Source organism: Desulfovibrio desulfopostgatei, from assembly GCF_053570645.1.
Genome location: NZ_JBRBQS010000002.1, coordinates 2,569,337 through 2,587,095 on the forward strand (window position 1 = coordinate 2,569,337; position 17,759 = coordinate 2,587,095).

The 17,759-nt window shown below is 61.9% G+C and carries 18 protein-coding genes; 10 read left to right on the top strand and 8 right to left on the bottom strand.

What is annotated here, in order from left to right; all coding sequences use genetic code 11:
* Positions 1 to 136: 136 nt before the first annotated feature.
* The 10 genes from guaB (at position 137) to ACUZ9Q_RS11400 (ending at position 9,057) form a co-directional block, all read left to right on the top strand.
* Positions 137 to 1,594, top strand: a complete 1,458-nt coding sequence (gene guaB, locus ACUZ9Q_RS11355; protein WP_215648072.1) for an IMP dehydrogenase — start codon at positions 137 to 139, stop codon at positions 1,592 to 1,594.
* Positions 1,595 to 1,905: 311 nt separating this feature from the next.
* A complete protein-coding gene (gene guaA, locus ACUZ9Q_RS11360; RefSeq protein ID WP_192113336.1) occupies positions 1,906 to 3,441 on the top strand; it encodes a glutamine-hydrolyzing GMP synthase in 1,536 nt (511 codons plus the stop codon).
* A gap of 9 nt (positions 3,442 to 3,450) precedes the next feature.
* Entirely contained in the window at positions 3,451 to 4,164 is a 714-nt protein-coding gene (tatB, locus tag ACUZ9Q_RS11365; RefSeq protein ID WP_300552847.1) for a Sec-independent protein translocase protein TatB, read from the top strand.
* A 359-nt stretch (positions 4,165 to 4,523) separates the two neighbouring features.
* Entirely contained in the window at positions 4,524 to 5,333 is an 810-nt protein-coding gene (tatC, locus tag ACUZ9Q_RS11370; RefSeq protein WP_192113406.1) for a twin-arginine translocase subunit TatC, read from the top strand.
* Complete coding sequence (locus tag ACUZ9Q_RS11375; RefSeq protein ID WP_225530041.1) at positions 5,330 to 5,929, top strand: imidazoleglycerol-phosphate dehydratase; 600 nt, start codon at positions 5,330 to 5,332, stop codon at positions 5,927 to 5,929. The genes tatC and ACUZ9Q_RS11375 overlap by 4 nt, the downstream gene beginning before the upstream one ends.
* Positions 5,929 to 6,588: a hypothetical protein gene (locus ACUZ9Q_RS11380; RefSeq protein WP_192113334.1), complete on the top strand. Its 660-nt coding sequence runs from the start codon at positions 5,929 to 5,931 to the stop codon at positions 6,586 to 6,588. The genes ACUZ9Q_RS11375 and ACUZ9Q_RS11380 overlap by 1 nt, the downstream gene beginning before the upstream one ends.
* A complete protein-coding gene (gene hisA / locus ACUZ9Q_RS11385; protein ID WP_449247906.1) occupies positions 6,585 to 7,316 on the top strand; it encodes a 1-(5-phosphoribosyl)-5-[(5-phosphoribosylamino)methylideneamino]imidazole-4-carboxamide isomerase in 732 nt (243 codons plus the stop codon). Before ACUZ9Q_RS11380 ends, hisA begins: the two co-directional genes overlap by 4 nt.
* 362 nt (positions 7,317 to 7,678) lie before the next feature.
* Positions 7,679 to 8,146 carry a DMT family transporter gene (locus ACUZ9Q_RS11390; RefSeq protein WP_449247907.1) on the top strand — a complete coding sequence of 156 codons (468 nt, stop codon included), beginning with the start codon at positions 7,679 to 7,681 and terminating at the stop codon, positions 8,144 to 8,146.
* A complete protein-coding gene (locus tag ACUZ9Q_RS11395) occupies positions 8,146 to 8,484 on the top strand; it encodes an SMR family transporter (protein ID WP_233483904.1) in 339 nt (112 codons plus the stop codon). Before ACUZ9Q_RS11390 ends, ACUZ9Q_RS11395 begins: the two co-directional genes overlap by 1 nt.
* A 33-nt stretch (positions 8,485 to 8,517) precedes the next feature.
* Positions 8,518 to 9,057 (top strand): hypothetical protein, encoded by a 540-nt coding sequence (locus ACUZ9Q_RS11400; RefSeq protein ID WP_233483237.1) that lies wholly within the window; start codon positions 8,518 to 8,520, stop codon positions 9,055 to 9,057.
* 45 nt (positions 9,058 to 9,102) lie between these two features.
* On the opposite strand, the gene ACUZ9Q_RS11405 is transcribed toward ACUZ9Q_RS11400, so the two are convergent.
* The 8 genes from ACUZ9Q_RS11405 to ACUZ9Q_RS11440 all read right to left on the bottom strand — a co-directional run bounded on the left by ACUZ9Q_RS11405 (position 9,103) and on the right by ACUZ9Q_RS11440 (position 17,645).
* Positions 9,103 to 9,678 carry a histidine phosphatase family protein gene (locus ACUZ9Q_RS11405; RefSeq protein ID WP_297145987.1) on the bottom strand — a complete coding sequence of 192 codons (576 nt, stop codon included), beginning with the start codon at positions 9,676 to 9,678 and terminating at the stop codon, positions 9,103 to 9,105.
* Entirely contained in the window at positions 9,675 to 10,922 is a 1,248-nt protein-coding gene (locus tag ACUZ9Q_RS11410) for a DVU_1551 family NTP transferase (protein WP_449247908.1), read from the bottom strand. Before ACUZ9Q_RS11410 ends, ACUZ9Q_RS11405 begins: the two co-directional genes overlap by 4 nt.
* 89 nt (positions 10,923 to 11,011) lie before the next feature.
* Positions 11,012 to 12,136, bottom strand: coding sequence for a DVU_1553 family AMP-dependent CoA ligase (locus ACUZ9Q_RS11415; RefSeq protein WP_449247909.1), 1,125 nt, complete (start codon positions 12,134 to 12,136; stop codon positions 11,012 to 11,014).
* A complete protein-coding gene (gene trsS, locus ACUZ9Q_RS11420; protein ID WP_297145977.1) occupies positions 12,136 to 13,605 on the bottom strand; it encodes a radical SAM (seleno)protein TrsS in 1,470 nt (489 codons plus the stop codon). Before trsS ends, ACUZ9Q_RS11415 begins: the two co-directional genes overlap by 1 nt.
* On the bottom strand, positions 13,602 to 14,066 hold the full coding sequence (locus tag ACUZ9Q_RS11425; RefSeq protein WP_192113328.1) for a DVU_1555 family C-GCAxxG-C-C protein: 465 nt from the start codon (positions 14,064 to 14,066) through the stop codon (positions 13,602 to 13,604). The genes trsS and ACUZ9Q_RS11425 overlap by 4 nt, the downstream gene beginning before the upstream one ends.
* A complete protein-coding gene (trsM, locus tag ACUZ9Q_RS11430) occupies positions 14,063 to 14,923 on the bottom strand; it encodes a DVU_1556 family methyltransferase (RefSeq protein WP_449247910.1) in 861 nt (286 codons plus the stop codon). The genes ACUZ9Q_RS11425 and trsM overlap by 4 nt, the downstream gene beginning before the upstream one ends.
* The gene (locus ACUZ9Q_RS11435) at positions 14,920 to 15,135 is read right to left on the bottom strand and encodes a DVU_1557 family redox protein (protein WP_192113326.1); all 216 of its coding nucleotides are present in this window, start codon (positions 15,133 to 15,135) and stop codon (positions 14,920 to 14,922) included. The genes trsM and ACUZ9Q_RS11435 overlap by 4 nt, the downstream gene beginning before the upstream one ends.
* Complete coding sequence (locus ACUZ9Q_RS11440; protein ID WP_449247911.1) at positions 15,132 to 17,645, bottom strand: pyridine nucleotide-disulfide oxidoreductase/dicluster-binding protein; 2,514 nt, start codon at positions 17,643 to 17,645, stop codon at positions 15,132 to 15,134. Before ACUZ9Q_RS11440 ends, ACUZ9Q_RS11435 begins: the two co-directional genes overlap by 4 nt.
* Positions 17,646 to 17,759: the final 114 nt, after the last annotated feature.

Sequence of the window (17,759 nt, forward strand, 5' to 3'; positions counted from 1 at the left end):
AGGAATATCCCGCGTACCCGCTGCCCCTTGAAACACAAGGGCTGGCGAGCGCTGCCATCATTGACATATGGGGCACAAGGGGATAGTCTTTTGGATTATAATTTGCATAATTATCACAGCCAATTACGAGGACGTCATGTTCACCAATCGCGGTAAGGCGCTGACCTTCGACGACATTTTGCTAGTCCCCGGCTTTTCGGACATCACCCCCGACGCCGTTGACATCTCCACCTGGCTCACCCCCGAAATTCCCCTGCGCATCCCCCTGCTCTCCGCCGCCATGGACACCGTGACTGAAGCGGCTATGGCCATTTCCATGGCCCGCATGGGCGGCATCGGCATCATCCATAAGAACATGCCTGTTGCGCGGCAGCGTCTTGAGGTGGAAAAGGTCAAAAAGAGCGAAAGCGGCATGATCCTTGACCCTGTGACCATTTCGCCCAACAACACCGTGCAGGAAGCCCTGGACCTCATGTCCGACTTCCGCGTGTCGGGCTTGCCCGTGGTTGAAGATGGCCGCCTGGTAGGCATTCTTACCAACCGCGACGTGCGCTTTGTGCAGGACGGCGCGGCAGTGCGCGTTTCTGAAGTGATGACCAGCACCAACCTCGTGACGGTGCCCATGGGCACCTCGCTTGAAGAATCCAAGCGTCACCTGCACGAACACCGCATCGAAAAGCTCCTGGTGGTAGATGAGGAAGGCCTTTTGCGCGGCCTCATCACCATGAAGGACATCGACAAAGTCCAGAAGTACCCCAACGCCTGCAAAGACTCCAACGGTCGCTTGCGCGTGGGTGCCGCCATCGGCATCGGGCGCGACTGCGAATCACGTTCCGAGCAGTTGATCGAGGCTGGCGCGGACGTGCTGGTGCTCGATTCTGCCCACGGGCATTCGGTCAACGTGCTCAACGCCATCCGCATGGTCAAGGGCGCGTTCCCCAACTGCCAGCTCGTGGCAGGCAACGTTGCCACTTACGAAGGCGCCAAGGCCATTCTTGAGGCAGGCGCTGATTCCGTCAAAATCGGCATCGGACCCGGCTCCATCTGCACCACCCGCATTGTGGCTGGCGTGGGCGTGCCGCAGGTTACCGCCATTATGGACGGCAGCCGCGCCGCGCGCGAGATGGACCGCTGCTGCATTGCCGACGGCGGCATCAAGTTCTCCGGCGATATCGTCAAGGCCCTTGTGGTTGGCGCGCACTCGGTGATGATCGGCTCCCTCTTTGCCGGCACCGAGGAAAGCCCCGGCGAAACCATTCTGTATCAGGGCCGTACCTACAAAATTTATCGCGGCATGGGTTCCATTGACGCCATGAAGGATGGCAGCTCTGACCGCTACTTCCAGGAAAAGAGCAAGAAGCTCGTGCCTGAAGGCATTGTTGGCCGCGTGCCTTATCGCGGCCCGGTCATGGAAGCCGTGTACCAGCTCATGGGCGGCCTGCGCTCCGGCATGGGCTATGTGGGCGCGCACAACCTGAACGACCTTTTTGAAAACACCACCTTCTGTGAAATTTCACCTGCGGGCCTGCGCGAAAGCCATGTCCACGATGTTGTTATCACGAAGGAAGCGCCGAACTACCGCATCGAGAACTAGGCAATACCGCTGCCAGCGGTCTTTTGCCCTCCGGCGGCATGAGATTTCGCCTGCTTTTCCGGCAACGTGCCGCTAAAGCACTAGCCGAAAAAGCAGGCGCGTCTTGTTTGGCGGAGAACAAAAATCCCGCGGCAACACAAGCGGAAAGAGCAGCGGCTCCCAAAGCCGTAGATAGCCCACAGGCCCCGGCATCACGACCATCGGGCAAAAGATCAGAAAAAGATCAGGCGAACGATCAGGAGCAAGATCAACCGGGCGCGCAGTAGCGGCGCACAGCAACAGGCCACGGCCAGCACCAGGCGAGGACACATATGCCCAGCAAAGTCATAATTATTGACTACGGCTCACAGGTTACCCAGCTCATCGCGCGCCGCGTGCGCGAAGCCGGGGTTTACTCCGAAATACATTCCTGCATCACCACCGCTGCCCAGGTGGCGGCAATGAAGCCTTCCGCCGTCATCCTTTCCGGTGGCCCGGCCAGCGTGGGCGAAGCCGATGCTCCGGTTCTTGACCCCGGTTTTCTTGAGCTTGGCGTGCCGGTGCTCGGCATATGCTACGGCATGCAGCTGCTGGCCCAGAATCTTGGCGGCCAGCTTGCCCAGTCGCTCACGCGCGAATACGGCCCCTCCGACCTTACCCTCACCGCGCCCTGCGCCCTGTGGGAAGGCATTGAATCCACCAGTCGCGTGTGGATGAGCCACGGCGACAAGGTGCTTGCGCCGCCGCCAGGCTTTACCGTGACGGGCCGCACGCCGACTCTGGATGTGGCCGCTATGGCTGACGAAGCCCGCAAAATCTACGCCGTGCAGTTCCACCCCGAAGTGCACCACAGTGTGGACGGCGAGCGCATGCTGCGCAACTTCCTGTTCAAGGTTGCGGGCATCAAGCCCGACTGGACCATGTCTTCGTTTGTGGAGCGCGTGGTTGCCGAAATGGCCGAACAGGTGGGCGACCGCCACGTGGTATGCGCCCTTTCCGGAGGCATTGATTCCACCGTGGTGGCCGTGCTGCTCAACAAGGCCATCGGCAAGCGTCTGCACTGCATCTTTGTGGATAACGGCCTGCTGCGCCTTGGCGAAGGCGACGAAGTAGTCAGCTACCTGCGCGAACACTTTGACCTCAACCTCGACTTTGTGCAGGCGCAGGAACGTTTTCTTTCCAAACTTGCGGGCGTGGATGACCCCGAAAAAAAGCGCAAGATCATCGGCCACACCTTCATTGAAATTTTCGACGAAGAAGCCAAAAAGCTGCCGCAGGTGGACTTTTTGGCGCAGGGCACCCTGTACCCTGACGTAATCGAATCCATCTCGCACAAGGGTCCCAGCGCCGTCATCAAGAGCCACCACAACGTGGGCGGCCTGCCCGACACCATGAAGCTCAAGCTCATCGAGCCCCTGCGCGAACTCTTCAAGGACGAAGTGCGCAAGGTCGCCGCAGAGCTTGGCATGCCCGACTCCATCGTGTGGCGGCATCCCTTCCCCGGCCCCGGCCTCGCCATCCGCGTACTTGGCGAAATCACCGAAGAACGCCTCCAGATTTTGCGCCTGGCCGACAAAATCGTGCAGCAGGAACTGCGCGAATCCGGCTGGTACCGCAAGGTGTGGCAGGGCTTTGCCGTGTTGCTGCCGCTCAAGACCGTTGGCGTCATGGGCGATGGCCGCACCTACGAGCATGTTATCGCCCTGCGCGTGGTTGACAGCGTGGACGCCATGACCGCTGACTGGGCGCGCCTGCCTGCGGAACTGATCGAGCGCATGTCGAGCCGCATCATCAACGAGGTCAAGGGCGTCAACCGCGTGGTATACGACGTTTCTTCCAAGCCGCCGAGCACAATTGAGTGGGAATAAGGGGGCAGCATGTTCGGGATAGGAAGCACTGAACTTCTGGTCATCCTTGTGGTGGCCCTCATTGTACTTGGCCCCAAAAGCCTTGCCAACGTGTCGCGCACGCTGGGCAAGGCCATGGGCGAGTTCCGCCGCGTATCCACAGACTTTCAGCGCACGCTGAATGCTGAGGCCGAGGAAGAGGAACAACGCAAGCGCAAGCAGGAAGCCGCCAGAGCGGCGAAAGAAGCTGCCGCCGCCGCCAAGGAAGCCCGCGCCGCCGAAATGGCCGCCGCTGCCGCAGCGGCAACCGAGGGCCAGCCTGCCGCAACTACAACGGCTCAGGCTGACAATATTCCGGCCTCAGAGGCGGTTATTGACGCCACTGCTACCCGGCCTGCCGCCGATGCGGGGCAGAACACAGCCACGGCAACGAACGAAGCGGCTCAGCCCGAGGCCCCAAAGCCCACGGTTGCGGACGCTCCTGTTGTTGACGCGCCGGTTGCCGAAGCTCCGGTTGTCGAAGCAGCCCACGCCGCAGAGGCCAAGGCCGAAGCCCAGCCTGTCGCGGGCACGGCAGCGTCCGCCGAAGGGGCAGCCCCTGTTGCTCCGCCTGCTGGCAGCCCGCTGGCTGAAGCCCTTGCCAAAACAAAGGCCGAGGCAGAAGCCGCGGAAGCCAAGCTGGTATCTGCTTCCACTGGCGCGCCTCAGGCCGTCGCCACCCCTGACAATGGCGGCAAGGCATGAGTGCGGATAAACCCTTGAGCCCCGAGGTGGCCGCATCCCCGTCTGCCCCTGAGACCGCAGGGGAACATTCCGACCTCAACAAGACAAATGAAACCGCAGCGGAGCCGTCCCTTCAGGGGGCGGCCCCTGCGGATACGCCTGTAGAAGCGGCAGAAGCGTCTGCCGCGTCAGCACCCGAAACTATATCAGAAGCCACGCCGGAAACACAGGCTGACGGGCAGCCTCCTCTGCCCCCGGTTCCGCCAGTGGGCACAGTGCAAAGCCCTGCGGCAGAGCCTGAGAACCTGCCCATCCAGAGCGAAAGCACGCCTCCTGCCACGCCGGAAGACGAGGTGGAGGAAGAAGCTGACGACAGACCCATGGGCCTCATGGATCACCTCTCGGAGCTGCGCGGTCGCCTTGTGCGCTGCTGCCTCGCCGTCATGGTGGGCTTTATAGCCTGCTGGGCCGTGGTTGATCCCATTTTTGACGCACTTGTGGCGCCCCTGCTGAGCGTCCTGCCTGACGGCTCGCACGCCATCTACACCACCCTGCCCGAAGGCTTTTTCACCCGCATGCACATTGCCTTTGTGGCTGGCGTGTTTGTGAGCAGCCCTGCAATTTTTTATCAGGTATGGGCCTTCATCGCCCCCGGTCTGTATGAAGAAGAAAAACGGAGCATCATACCCGTTGCCGTGATGTCGGCCTTCTTCTTTATCAGCGGCGGGGCCTTCTGCTACTTTGTGGTTTTTCCCAACGCATTTGCCTTCTTCATGAGCTATGCCACCGACACCATCGTGGCTATGCCCAAGATCAGCGATTATCTGAGCTTTGTGCTCAAGCTCATTCTTGCCTTTGGCCTTGTGTTTGAAATGCCGCTGTTTGCCTTCTTTCTGGCGCGCATGGGCATTATCACGGCAGAGCTCATGCGCCGCGTGCGGCGTTATGCCATTCTGGCCATTTTCATCGTGGCGGCAATTCTTTCACCGCCCGATGTGGTTTCGCAGTTGCTCATGGCCGCGCCCATGCTTGTTCTTTATGAAGTGAGCATCTTTGTGGCGGCTGGTTTTGGCAAAAAGCCTGCGAAGGAAGAAGACGAGTCCGACGAAAAGCCCGAAGGCGAAGACGGCGAAACCCCCGATGCCGGGACAAAACCGGACAAGGATGAAAATACCTCGGAGAAGCCATGAGCGACATCGCCCCCAGAACCTCCACGCAAGAGCGCAAAAGCGCCGAAACCGACATCCGGCTTGAACTGAACATTGACGGTCAGGGCATTACGGATGTGAAAACAGGTTTTGGCCTGCTCGACCATATGTTGACGCTGACAGCTTTTTGGGCTGGTATGGATCTGCGGCTGGTGTGCGAGGGCGACATGGAAGTGGACGCCCACCACACCACAGAAGACGTGGGGCTGCTGCTCGGCAAGGCGCTGCTAGAAGCACTTGGCGACAGGGCTGGCATTGCCCGCGTAGGCTATGGGCGCGTTCCCATGGACGAAGCCCTGGCAGAAGCCACTGTTGATCTTTCGGGCCGCCCCTGGCTTGAGTGGCGCGGCGGAGAGTTGCTGCCCCCGGTTCTGGCGGGGGAAGAAAAAGACCTCTGGCGGGAATTTTACAAGGCATTTGCAAGCAGTGCGCGCTGCAATCTGCATGTGGAGTTCCGCTATGGCCAGAACGGCCATCATCTGCTGGAATCGGCGGCCAAAGGGCTAGGGCTTGCCCTGGCCCAGGCAGTGCGCCGAAACGGCACAACCATCAGAAGCACAAAGGGAGGTCTTGATTGATGCAATCCCGACTTCGTATGCTGTTGCTGCCCGCGCTTTGCCTCATGCTGATCGCCTGCGCCTGCAGCCGCCGTCCCACAAGCACGGCGGACGTTCCCCGCGTTATTTCGCCTTCGTATGTCATATCGGTTGCGCCCTTTACCCAGCCGATCAACGCAAGCCAGCTTATTACCGGACGTATCCCTGATAATCAGGGCCGCATTGCCGATGAACAGCTGCCCTCGCTTGACCGCCGGTTCCGCAATGTGCTTACCACCGATTCCAAACGTCAGTTCAAGTATATTGACACCATTGATCTGCCCAGGGATCTTACGCGCTTCCACAGTTCCGAGCAGCCCCAGGCGCTGCCGCTCTGGATTGCCTATGGCAAGAAGCAGGGCGCGCAACTGCTGCTGGTGCCGCAGATTCTTGACTGGCACGAACGCCAGGGCTCCACTGCCGGTGTTACCGAACCCGCCCATGTGCGCGTGGAATTTTTCCTCATCAACGTTGCCAACGGCTCCATCATGTCGCGCTCCGTCTTTGAAGAAAAACAGGAAGGCCTTGTGGACAACCTGATGAACGTAGGTACGTTCTTCAAGCGGCGCGGCCAGTGGGTCACGGCTGAAGAACTGACCGAAGACGGCATGCGCAAAGCAGTAAAGGATATGGGTTTATGATTCTGTTTCCCGCCGTGGACATTCAGGACGGCAAGGCCGTGCGCCTCAAGCAGGGTCGCGCCCATGAAAGCACCGTCTTTGCCGAAGACCCCACAGACGCCGCCAAAGCCTGGGAAGCGCGAGGCGCTCAATGGCTGCACGTGGTTGATCTGGACGGAGCCTTTGACGGCGCGGCCAAAAGCCGCGAGATCGTGCGCCGCATCTGCACCGAGCTGTCCATTCCCGTGCAGCTTGGCGGCGGTATCCGCGACATGGCAACAGCCCAGGCCTACTTTGATGCGGGCGTTTCACGCCTGATTATCGGCACCCTGGCTCTGGAACAGCCCGAGCTTTTTGCCGAGATGTGCCGCGCCTTTCCTGGCCGCATTGGCGTTTCGCTGGATGCCGAGGGCGGCAAGCTCAAAACCCGTGGATGGGTTGCCGATACCGGCCTGACCGTTGACGGGGCTCTGCCCCGCCTGCTGGCCGATGGCGCTGCATTCATCATCTATACGGATATCGAGCGCGACGGCATGCAGTGCGGCGTTAACGTAGCTGCTCTGGAGCATCTTTCGCGCCTTTCCACGGTGCCTGTCATTGCGGCGGGCGGCGTGGCAACGCTCGCGGATGTGCAGAAGCTCTACCCCCTCACACTCACTACCAGCCTTGCGGGAGCTGTGAGCGGCAGGGCGCTGTACGAGGGCACCCTCAACCTTGAGGAAGCCAACGCCTGGATCGCCGCCCAATAAGCGGCATATAATTGCAGATTCAAGGCGGGCCGGATGGCCCGCCTTTTTTATGATGAACTTTCGCTTGCTTACGCCTGCAAGGCGCAATCATGAGCCTGTCTAAACAAAGCTGCATTCATCAGCGGTAGAAATAGTCAGCGCATACTGCAACCTTGACTCCCCCATCTCACGGCCTTATGATCTATCCATGTTATGCTTCAACTCTGCTTTTATGCCTCTTTTACGCCCATGCGTTTCAGGCTTTCCTGAAGAACGCTATTGGCGTTCCCTGCTCTAGCATCTCTCGCTACTTCCTCTGGTCATAGCCATTGTTGTCCTTCAATGCTGAAGGATTGCCTTTCTATTTTCCGCGAGAGATTTTTATGCTTAGATCAAAACCGTATCATTGGTGCTGCCTTGTTGCCTCCGTATTTCTGGAGGTGGGCGGAACACTTGTCATGAAGCTGGCGCAGGGCTGGGCTTTTCCCCACGCACAGGTTTTGGGGCTGGTTGTCATGTGGCTGGTCATCGCCATGTCCTACTTTTTTTTGTCCAAGGCTGTTACGGGCATTCCCGTTGGCGTGACCTTTGCCTTCTGGGAGGGGCTGGGCCTGACCTGCATCACCCTTGGCAGCGTGCTTTTTCTGAACGAAGCCCTGACCTTGCGCCGCGCGCTGGGGCTGGCCTGCGTGCTGTCTGGTGCTTTGCTGGTCAATTATGGAACCGGGCACGGGGCACCCAAGCCCAGCCGCGAGGACTCCCCCACGGCCAGCAACAAGGCTGAAGCCCGCAAGCCGCGCGCAGAAGCGCCCACCCTGAATAACGGCCTTGCCGCAGGAGGGAACAGATGATGGATATTTCAAGCCTGTTCCAGAACGCCGCCCTGCCGCTGGTTTTGCTGGCCGCCGCGCTGGACGTGACCGCCAATATGCTGCTTGTGCGCTCCGACAGCTTCCGCCGCCGCGCCGTGGGCCTGCTGGCCCTTGCGCTGGTGGGGCTGGCTTTCTATTGCCTTTCACTGGCAGTTCATCATATGGATTTGGCCGTGGCTTACGCCATGTGGGGCGGTTTTGGCGTGCTTGGCACATCCGTGGGCGGATGGGTGTTGCTGCGCCAAAAGCTCAACCCCAGCGCATTTGCAGGCATTGCCCTGCTTGTCTGCGGCATGGTGCTGCTGCACACAAGCTGATTCAGGGCCGGATAGCTGCTTTCAGGAGAACGTATGAGCAAAGGTTTTTGGGACTACCTGTCGCACTGGCAGAAGGTCTTTCCCCGCCGCCGCGCCGTCAACTGGCGTGAAGGCTGGCTGCAAAATGGCTATTGCCGCGATTGCCGCTATTGCTGTGGCCCGCAGGATTCCAACGAGCTTTTTCCCATGGGCCTGCTGCCCGAGCAGTTGCGCCCCGGTCTTGCCAACGACTTTTATCTGCTCAACAAGGATACGGCCTTTATGGACGGGCGGGGTTGCCGCTCGTGCACAAATCAGGGTTGCCGCCTGCCCCGGCCAGAACGGCCTGTGGCCTGCGGGCTTTTTCCTTTTGTGCTGAACGCGGGGGAGATGTACCTTTATCAGATTTGCCCGGCGTCGCTCTTTACGCCGCTGGCGCGCATGGCGGAACTGGGACGCGAAGCAGCGGACTGGCTGGCAAAATTCAGCCAGCACGAACAGGAGCATATCGCCCTGAATCTGCCCGCAGAGGTACTCACAGACCGTTACATCAAGCTGCACATCCGTGTGTACAATCCCACGGCCTGGATCTGAGGCAAGGGGGAGTGCTGCCAGCGCGTACAGGTTGCGGCTAGCAGGCTACCATTCCGGCACAAAGGCGCGGCACCCGTAGTATTGGGGGATGCGCAGCACATCCCTGAGCGGCAGGGCAAGGTAGTGGGCCAGCAGGCTGCCCAGAATACCCGCATGCGAAACCATGAGCAGGGTTGCACCTGGGTAAAAACTGCGCCAGCGCGCCACAGCCGCCAGGGCGCGGCGCTGGGCCTGCATAAAGCTTTCGCCATCCGGGGGGCAAAAGTGCGCCATATCCTGCCCGCGAGCGGCATACGCACCGGGCCACGCGCGCTCAATTTCCGCCTTGGTCATGCCCTGCCAGAGGCCAAGGTTAATCTCGCGCAGACCGGGTTCCACATGCAGGGGGGGCCGCCCCTGCGGCAATGCCTCCATCAGGATGGCGGCGGTCTCACGGCAGCGGTCAAGATCCGAGCAGATGACCGCGCCAAGCGCGCCCTGCACCGCTGGCATGAACTGCCGCGCCAAGAGGCTTATCTGCTCCCGGCCCGCAGAACTTAAGGGAATATCCCGCGCGCCGACCATGCGCCGCTCCGGATTGGGCGGCAACATGCCGTGCCGCACCAGCCAGATGCCGCTCATGCAACCTCACGCCGGGCAACATTGCCGCGCGCAGCATTGCAATTACGCACAAGGGCGCGTTCCGCCACCAGGGCGGGTTCTTTGCCTATTTCGCGGGCAATGCGCTCTTCCAGCGCCTTGACGCGACCAAGCCTCCCCTGGATGGCCTCGCAGGCCGGGGCATCCTGGGCGTAAGCCTCCAGTTTGAGGCCAAAGCGCCGCTGCACGGGCACAAAGTTGCCGCCATAACAATACTTGTCCGCCAGATAGACCAGCTCCCGCTCAGTGACAGGCTCGTCCTCCGGCAAGGACAGATCGCGGTGATCCTGCACCAGACGCGCCATCTCCGGCAGTTCCAGCCGCCGTAAAAATTCCCCTGCCGCCGCCTCATGCCTGGGCTGGCCTTTGCAGATATCGTGCAGCAACCCGCCAGCAAGCGCCAGGCGGGGATCCACCCCGGCATCATAGCCTGCGGCCTCGCGCGCATGGGCCAGAGCCTCAGCCAGACAGCAGGCCACGGCCCCCACAGCCCGCGCGTGACGCAAGCCTTTTTCCGGCACATTGCATATGCACAGCAGGCATTCGGCCTCCACTGGCGAGAGGGTATGCCGCTCGCGGGCCAGCACTCGCAGGCGCGCATAGTCATCGGGAGTGTCCATATCTTCCAGAATCAGGGCATCAGCCACAGGCACATGCCGCAAAGGCGCGCCTTCCAGCGCCCCGCGCAGCCCGTTTTGCCCTTGATGCGTCAGAATATGCTGGGCCAAAGCCATGGAAATCAAGGGGGGATGCCCCTCCTGTCCGTCAAATGTCGGCACAAGCACCGACGTAGGCGCGGCCTTGCCGCTCACGGCCAGAGCTGCCGCATGGTCAGCCTCTTCCTGCCCGGCGGCGTCGAGCAAAGCGCGGATGGTCAGGGGCCGCACCAGCGGCACATCCACAGGCTGCACAAAAAACTGCCCTTCAAAACCGCCCTTCACCAGGGCCTCCACGCCCGCCTGCACAGATGAAAACATGCCCCGTTGCGGGTCGGGATTCCGCACCGCACTTAGCCCCAGCGCCAGAGCCTCTGCTTCCACGACTTCGGCGTGGAACCCGCTGACGATCACCACATTTTCCACACCAAGGGAACGGTACAGACTGACCAGTCCCCTCAGGGCGGAGCAGCGCCCGCCTTCGGGCAGCGAGGGCAGGGAAAGCAGGGCCTTGGCTGCGCCCATGCGCGAGGCCATGCCTGCGGCAAGAATCAGAACGGCTGGTTTCATGTGCTTTCTTCTTCGCGTTACTGCGCTGGGAACAATCAATAATATTGGGCTGATACAATAGCCCCATCGCTGGGGCATGCCATCAAGCGTTAAACACCCCGCCCCTTGGCGGGGCGCACGATGCGCGGCGGCTGCCCGCTTTTGCGTTCAATGCGGCCACGCACAGGGCCAAGCCTGCGCAAAGGGCTACCACAGGCGCAAGGGGCTGGCAGCAGACAGGCCACATCACCGGTTCGATATCGCACCAAAAGCATTGCCTGCCGTTGGAGCGTGGTAATGACAACCTCGCCCTCCTCGCCTGGGGCCAATATTTTACACCCTGAAATATCTACTATTTCTATCAGAACGTCCAGTTCCCGCACATGAAAGCCCTGGTGGGCGGGGCATTCCACCGCGCAGCCGTAAGCGGTTTCGGTAAGGCCGTAGTGATCCAGAATCTCGCATTGCCACGCCCGGCGCAAGGCCAGACCAAGCGCATCATCCAGAGGCTCAGCGCTGGTGAGTATGCCCGCAAGCCCCTGCGGCCCCCGGTGGGGAAAATGCTTCAGCAAAAGGGCGAGTTGCGCGGGCGCGGCCACAAGGCAATGTGGCTTTGCCTGCTCCAGCCATTGGGCAAGAGCTTTGCCCGGCTCCGCGCAAGGGTCAGCATCTGGCGATGGGGTCGCGTGGACTTCCGGCGGTGGAGCCAGCACATCCACACCCGCTGCGCCCAAGGCCTGTCGCAGCAGGTCGGCCACGCCGTCAGGCCGCTCCGCACCGGGCAACAGCACTGCCAGCCGCTGCCCCGCGCCCACAAGCTGGCTCATACCCACCGCAAAAAAATCGCGCGTGCGGGCCAGGTCCGCATCAGTAAAGGCAAGCCGTTTGGGTTGCCCCGTGGTGCCTGACGTGTGCAGCGTGACCATACGCTGCACATCCCCCTGCGAAACACACAAAAAATCCCCCCAGTTGCGCAGGTCTTCCGCTGTGGTGAAGGGTAGGCGTTCCAGATCGCCCACACTGGTTATATCCAGCTTGCACTCCCGCAAACGGGCGGCGTAAAACGCCCCGCGCACAGCCTGCCGCAAGGTGCTGCGCAGCAGGGCCGTTTGCGCAATCGCCAGCCTGCCGGGCAGCTCCCCGGAACTGCGTGCCCCGCACTGACGGGCCAGCCAGAGATCCAGCGGGCAGGAGCCGAAACCTGCTATGGAAGGTTGAGTTGCTGCATTTGCCACTATGCGTCACCGTACAGGCGCGTGCCGTCGCTGGCAGTGAGGTTGTGCAGGCAGAACGGAATCATGCGCCCGTCTGGCCGCACCACATGGATGCAGCAGCCGCGTACACGGTCAAGGTCAAGGCTCAGGGCATCCTGAAAGGCCATGGCCGAAAGCGTGAAGCGCTGCTCTGCCCCGGCCTGAGCCAGAAACCGACTGAAGCCGTCCGCACTGGCCTTGCTGCCTGCGCTGCCAGAGTCAGAGCCAGATGCGCCCCCGCAGCTACAGGCAGATTCCCCGCCACTGTTGCCCCCTTTCCAGTGCAGGGCCACAAACTGCTTGGCCTTGCGCGCCCCGTCCTCAGCGGGCGGAGGCACTTCCGCGCCAGCGGCCTTCGGCGCTGGCGAGCAACACGTCTGCCCCGCATCGGCCAGCCATTCCAGCGAAGGTGCGCCGTTTTTCTGCACCCGGCGATACACTGCACTGAAGGAACACAGCTCGTTTTCGCATCCCGGCGGATGCAGGTGACTGGGGCTGACCATTTCCGGTGCCTGCTGGGCCAGTGCTGCCATGACTTCGGGCAGGGTCAGGCGCGGGGCTTCCTCCAGCCGCCAGGGGTAGCGCCCAAAAAAGGCGGCTGGCTGCATGTGCAGCCCCCGCACCGCTGGGCCAAGCTCCAACGCCATGCGCAGCAGATCGCCCAGTTCGCCATCGTTGACGCCGCGCACAAGGGTCGCCACCAACACTACGCCAAGCCCGGCCTCTGCACAGTTGCGCACGGCGCGGCGCTTGAAATCAAGGCATTCTCTGCCCCTCAGGCTAGTAAAGCTGCTTTCGCGCACGCCGTCCCATTGCAGGTAGATGGAATCAAGCCCGGCCTCGCGCAGTGCGCGGGCATAGCCCTGCTCGCGCGACAAACGCAGACCGTTGGTATTGATCTGCACCAGCCCAAAGCCACGTTGCCGCGCAAGCGTGATGATCTGCGGCAGGTCATGGCGCATGGTCGGCTCTCCGCCGGAGATCTGCACATTGCAGGGGCCGGACGCTCCCTTAAGGGTATCCATCTGCGCGGCAATCACGCTCAGCGGCACGTCTCCCGCCTCTCCGGAATTTTGATTCGACATAGAACCAGCAGAGGCATAGCACACGGGGCAGGCCATGTCGCACCGCATGGTCACTTCAAACAGACCGGTGCAGGTATGCTGGGCGTGGGCAGGACAAAGGCCGCAGTCAAAGGGGCAGCCATCGCGGATTGGCGTGTGCGGATTGGCCGGGTAGGAAGGGCTTTTGGGCCGTGACCATGCGGCAAAGGCTGGCGTGGCCACTGCACCGGGCTTGGCTTCCTGCCATACGGGGACGCTGAACGTGCCATGATCCGGGCAGGTTTTGCGCAGTACGACAGTGAGTGCATCCTTGGCCGAGCGTTCATAGGTGGCCTCTACCCGGCGCAGGCACACGGGGCAGAGGCTCTGGGTGCGGCGCAGGGTCATGCTTTTTCCGTCAGATCCAGTTCGTAACTCTGAACCAGTTCCATGATTTTTCCCCAGCATTCCGCCAGCAAGTCGCCGCAGGCCACAGGGTTTGGCTGCTCGCCCGCAGCGCCGGAAGTCGCGCCAAGCCCCGCCGCAATCTGCCCGCAGCTCTGGCCGCCGTAAGCTTCCGTGCGGTCATAAAACCACGTGGCGTAATCATTGAGCAGGGGGGTGAGCATGGGATGCGGGATTTCATCTTCCGCCCCCTTACCCGCGACCAGAGCCAGGGCACAGGCCCCTCCCGTCAAAAGGCCGCAAGGGCCGTCCGATTGACCGATGCCGTGACACAGCCCCTGTGCGGCGCGCACAACGCCGGGGTTCTGCCTGTCCTGAGCCTGCAACATGAGCAGGAGCAGCAACTGGCTGCAACAATAGCCCTGATGCACCAGGGGCAATAATTCCATCATCATGGGATTCATAGCGTCTCCTTTCGGGCAATCCAAAGACCGTATCCGTAGGCGCGCCAAGCTTTGCCGGGAGCTGCGCCCCCGCATGCGCAGCCCTGGCTGCCGTAATCCGCCGCAGGCCGGGTTGCATCGTCGCCGTACCAGATCATGCGGGCGGCCAGTTCCACCAGAGCGCGGCTGTTGTCCTCAAAATGCAGCAGGTGCAAGCCAGCCGCTTCCACAAGCCCGCGCCACGCAGATTCAGGCCGCGCACCCGCAAGGCACGATGAACCCGGTGCGGCGTATTTTTCCGGGAGTGGCTCAGCTGTCGCTGTTGTCGGCGGGATAGATTGGGACGAGTTCGATTGTACTGCGCTTGCGTGACCGGAACAGGAACAACTGGAGCGGGAAGAGCCTACACCAGAGCAGCCGGTGCTGCCGGGGCGTTCATACCCTGGCCGCAACATGAGGTCGCTGACCACCATCACCCCGCCGGGGCGCAGGGCGCGGCAGGCGGCACGCAAGGCCACAAGGGGATTATGCAACAGGGAAAGAACACATTCGCACACTATGCAGTCGCAGGAGTCTGCGGTCAGCGGCGGGCGCTCAAGATCGGCCCGCACAATGCGGACGTCAGCAGAAGGGGCTGCATCCACAGGAAGTCCGGCCTCAGCGTGTTTGTCCAGCCCCACGGCGCGGTAGCCCATCTGCGTAAGCAGGCGCAATGTCGCCCCTGCCCCGCTGCCAAAGTCAAGAACCAGCCCACCGGGCGCAAGCAGGCCCGCAGAAGCGCACCACGCAAGCGCTCGACGCGTCAGTTCCACGCCGCCGGGACGCCATGCGTCACCAGCCGCGCGGCGAAAGTCGGGCCTTTCCCACAGTGCGTTCATTTATCTTCCAGCAGAGCTTCCACTTCAAGCATCTTGCCTTCGGCCAGAGATTTGGGCACCTGCGTCAGCCCGCACTTGGGGCAGCGCGGCAAAAACACGTCAAAGGCGCTGTTGAGATAAAAAACCGGAACCTTCACCTGCTCAAGGGCAACGCGGCAACGCCCGCACACCCACTGGCCGCCGTCCGGCCCGTAGTTTGGCCCCATGCTCATGACTGTTCACCTCTCTGCCCGCCATTTTGCGCACCCAACATGTTGGGGCGCTGCCCATCGGTGCAGCACTGGTGGCTGTTGATGACATCCGCAGCTTCCTGACCGCCGGAACCCGGCACCACCATCCGGTGACACCACGCATCGTGCAGAACAAAGGCCTCGCCCTGCGCCTCGTATTCCACCCAGAAAGTCACCTTTCTGGGCCGCCACGAGCCAAGACGATGCCCGTCATCCAGATTTTCAAACCAATGCCCGCTGGCCTCGGCCCCCACAACGGCCCCTTCCACGTCTGAGAGCAGAATATGCCGCTCTTCCAGCCGCGCCAGCACGTCCGCCGCCACCAGCACCCTGCCCTTTCCGGCCTGCTCGGGCGTGTCTGCAAGCAGGGCCTGTTGCCCGGCGGCGCTGCCATATTTTTCCAGCAGTTTGCGGCGCAAGGCAGCCCTGTTGGCGCGGCGCGCCGAAAGGCCCGGCCCTTGAGCCGCGCCGGACTGCGCCTTGCCTGACGCTGGCAGCAGCAGATCAAGCAGATGCCAGCACTCCTTGCCGCTGGCCGCCATGCGGTCACGGCACATGATGCACGAGGCAAGGCCGGGGTGCTCAAGCTGGGCGGCCCGGTGATCGCTCATGGCTCGGGCGGTTTCCGGCTGGGCGCACCACACAAGGCCGCCGTAACCGCAACAGGCGGTGGAAGCGCCGGAAAGGCGCGGTTCTTCAATTTTTGCCCCGCATTTGCCCGCCAGACTGCGCACTGCGGCAAGCCATGACGCATCGTGCCGGGCGGTACAAGGATCCTGAATGGAAAAAACCGAGGGCAGGGAATTACCAGCAGTGGGAGCCTCAAACGGCAAGCTGTCCAGCACCTCCCACACGGAAACAGTCTGCGCTTCCGGCAGGGCCTCGTGCAAGGCCGTAATACAGGAAGAACAGGCCGCCATGATGCGCGGTTTGCCCAGCCCCTCCCAGGCCTTGCGCAGTTTGTCCATATGCTCCTTGAACAGGGTGGTTCTTCCGGCCCAGCGCGCTGGGATGCCGCAGCAGGAAAGCATGATGCCCACGCCGGATTTCAGGCCGTTGCCAAATTTTTCGCGCAGCAGATCATAAAGCGCCGCCGTTTGTTCCACGCGCGCCGCAGCCAGCTGGCAACCGGGAAAAAACAGCCACTGCTCGCCCACCGCCTGACTCGCGTCAGCGCCCTGGGATTCTGCGGCTGCCGACAAGGGCGGCAGCACAAGGGCGCATTCCGGCCCTGAGGCGCTTTCCATATCCTCAAGCGCAAACTCGTGGGCCGTGGGCGGCATAAAGCCGCGTTCCACCATGTCTTCCCGTGCGGAAAGGCACAGCTCGGCCATGGAAAAATTCTCCGGGCACAGTTCCTCGCACTGGCCGCACAGGGCGCAGCCGTTGATGAGGGCATTGGCCGTGTGCAGGCCCTTGACGATGGACGCGTTGTTATTGACCTGACGCGCGTAGAGGCGCGGATAGCCCTTGTATTTCTGCAAGTACACGCATTCGCGCACGCAGATCATACACTGGCATTGCAGGCAGCGCTCCGCCTCGCGCGCGGATTCCTCCGCAGAATAGAGCGGCTCGCCGCAAGCAGCCTGCAAGGCTGGTTCCACACGCGGCACGGGCGCTATACCTGTCACATCGGTGTGCAGCAGCCCCTGAGATTTGTCTCGCGCGGCTGTGAGGGAAACGCCGCTGGTCACGCGCTCCATTGTCTGCGCCGCATGCCGCCCCTGCCCCGCCTGACGCGAAGGTGAGGCAAACGTGTGGCCTGTGGGGGTGCTGCTGCGCCAGCCAGCGCAGCAGATATTGCCGCGCCAGAGCAGGGTTTCCGCATCCACCTGGGCTTCGTCCGGGGCAATGCCGGGTGCATGCTGCTGCACGGCATCGGCGTCCACCAGCACGGCGTCATACTCCGCAGCCAGCTTTTCCAGCAGCGCGGCATCAAGCGTCGCCTGGGTAAAACTGACCTTCTGGCGGCCAAGGGCTTCCATGTCTTCCGCCAGAAAATTCTTGGCAATGCCCGCCTCATTGTCTGCCGCCAGTGCGGGATGCGCTGCCTGCAAAAATTCGCCCGCCGCGCCCGAGTGAAAGACAGTAACGGGATAGGCCTTGCGCGACAGATCCCAGGCGGCCGTGAGCCCGGCAAGCCCGGCCCCCATGACGGCCATGCGGAATTTTTTGGGAGGCAAAGGCAACATACGGCTCTGCGCGCCCACAGCAAGCATGCACGAGAGTTCAAGCCCATGCATGGCGAGGCTGCCGCCCAGATCCTGCCGCAGACAGGCGTTTTCACAGGGGTGATCGCAAATGCGGGCAATAATGCCGGGCAGGGGCAAGTGCCGCTCAAGCACCTTGCGGGCCTCGCCCTGCTTGCCTTCAGCTATGCGGGCCATGAAGGCGCGCACATCCAGATCAAAAGGACAGGCCACCCGGCAACGGGGCGGACTTTCCTGTGTGCAGTGCGACTCTATTTCGTGCAGACGTTGTTGATCCATCATGGCGATTGCTCTCGCTGGCTTGGTGCAGACTGGCGCTGCGGCAAGGGGCGGGCGGCGCGGATTGCCGCCGAAAATACAAACAGGGCTTTCAGAGATACCCCCGAAAGCCCCGCT

Bases quoted from the DNA above. Each gene is read 5' to 3' on its own strand.
- ACUZ9Q_RS11410 (WP_449247908.1), bottom strand. From the start codon at position 10,922: ATGAAACCAGCCGTTCTGATTCTTGCCGCAGGCATGGCCTCGCGCATG.
- guaB (WP_215648072.1), top strand. From the start codon at position 137: ATGTTCACCAATCGCGGTAAGGCGCTGACCTTCGACGACATTTTGCTA.
- trsM (WP_449247910.1), bottom strand. From the start codon at position 14,923: ATGAACGCACTGTGGGAAAGGCCCGACTTTCGCCGCGCGGCTGGTGAC.
- tatB (WP_300552847.1), top strand. From the start codon at position 3,451: ATGTTCGGGATAGGAAGCACTGAACTTCTGGTCATCCTTGTGGTGGCC.
- tatC (WP_192113406.1), top strand. From the start codon at position 4,524: ATGGGCCTCATGGATCACCTCTCGGAGCTGCGCGGTCGCCTTGTGCGC.
- ACUZ9Q_RS11375 (WP_225530041.1), top strand. From the start codon at position 5,330: ATGAGCGACATCGCCCCCAGAACCTCCACGCAAGAGCGCAAAAGCGCC.
- guaA (WP_192113336.1), top strand. From the start codon at position 1,906: ATGCCCAGCAAAGTCATAATTATTGACTACGGCTCACAGGTTACCCAG.
- hisA (WP_449247906.1), top strand. From the start codon at position 6,585: ATGATTCTGTTTCCCGCCGTGGACATTCAGGACGGCAAGGCCGTGCGC.
- ACUZ9Q_RS11405 (WP_297145987.1), bottom strand. From the start codon at position 9,678: ATGAGCGGCATCTGGCTGGTGCGGCACGGCATGTTGCCGCCCAATCCG.
- ACUZ9Q_RS11435 (WP_192113326.1), bottom strand. From the start codon at position 15,135: ATGAGCATGGGGCCAAACTACGGGCCGGACGGCGGCCAGTGGGTGTGC.
- ACUZ9Q_RS11380 (WP_192113334.1), top strand. From the start codon at position 5,929: ATGCAATCCCGACTTCGTATGCTGTTGCTGCCCGCGCTTTGCCTCATG.
- trsS (WP_297145977.1), bottom strand. From the start codon at position 13,605: ATGACCCTGCGCCGCACCCAGAGCCTCTGCCCCGTGTGCCTGCGCCGG.
- ACUZ9Q_RS11390 (WP_449247907.1), top strand. From the start codon at position 7,679: ATGCTTAGATCAAAACCGTATCATTGGTGCTGCCTTGTTGCCTCCGTA.
- ACUZ9Q_RS11400 (WP_233483237.1), top strand. From the start codon at position 8,518: ATGAGCAAAGGTTTTTGGGACTACCTGTCGCACTGGCAGAAGGTCTTT.
- ACUZ9Q_RS11425 (WP_192113328.1), bottom strand. From the start codon at position 14,066: ATGAATCCCATGATGATGGAATTATTGCCCCTGGTGCATCAGGGCTAT.
- ACUZ9Q_RS11440 (WP_449247911.1), bottom strand. From the start codon at position 17,645: ATGATGGATCAACAACGTCTGCACGAAATAGAGTCGCACTGCACACAG.
- ACUZ9Q_RS11395 (WP_233483904.1), top strand. From the start codon at position 8,146: ATGGATATTTCAAGCCTGTTCCAGAACGCCGCCCTGCCGCTGGTTTTG.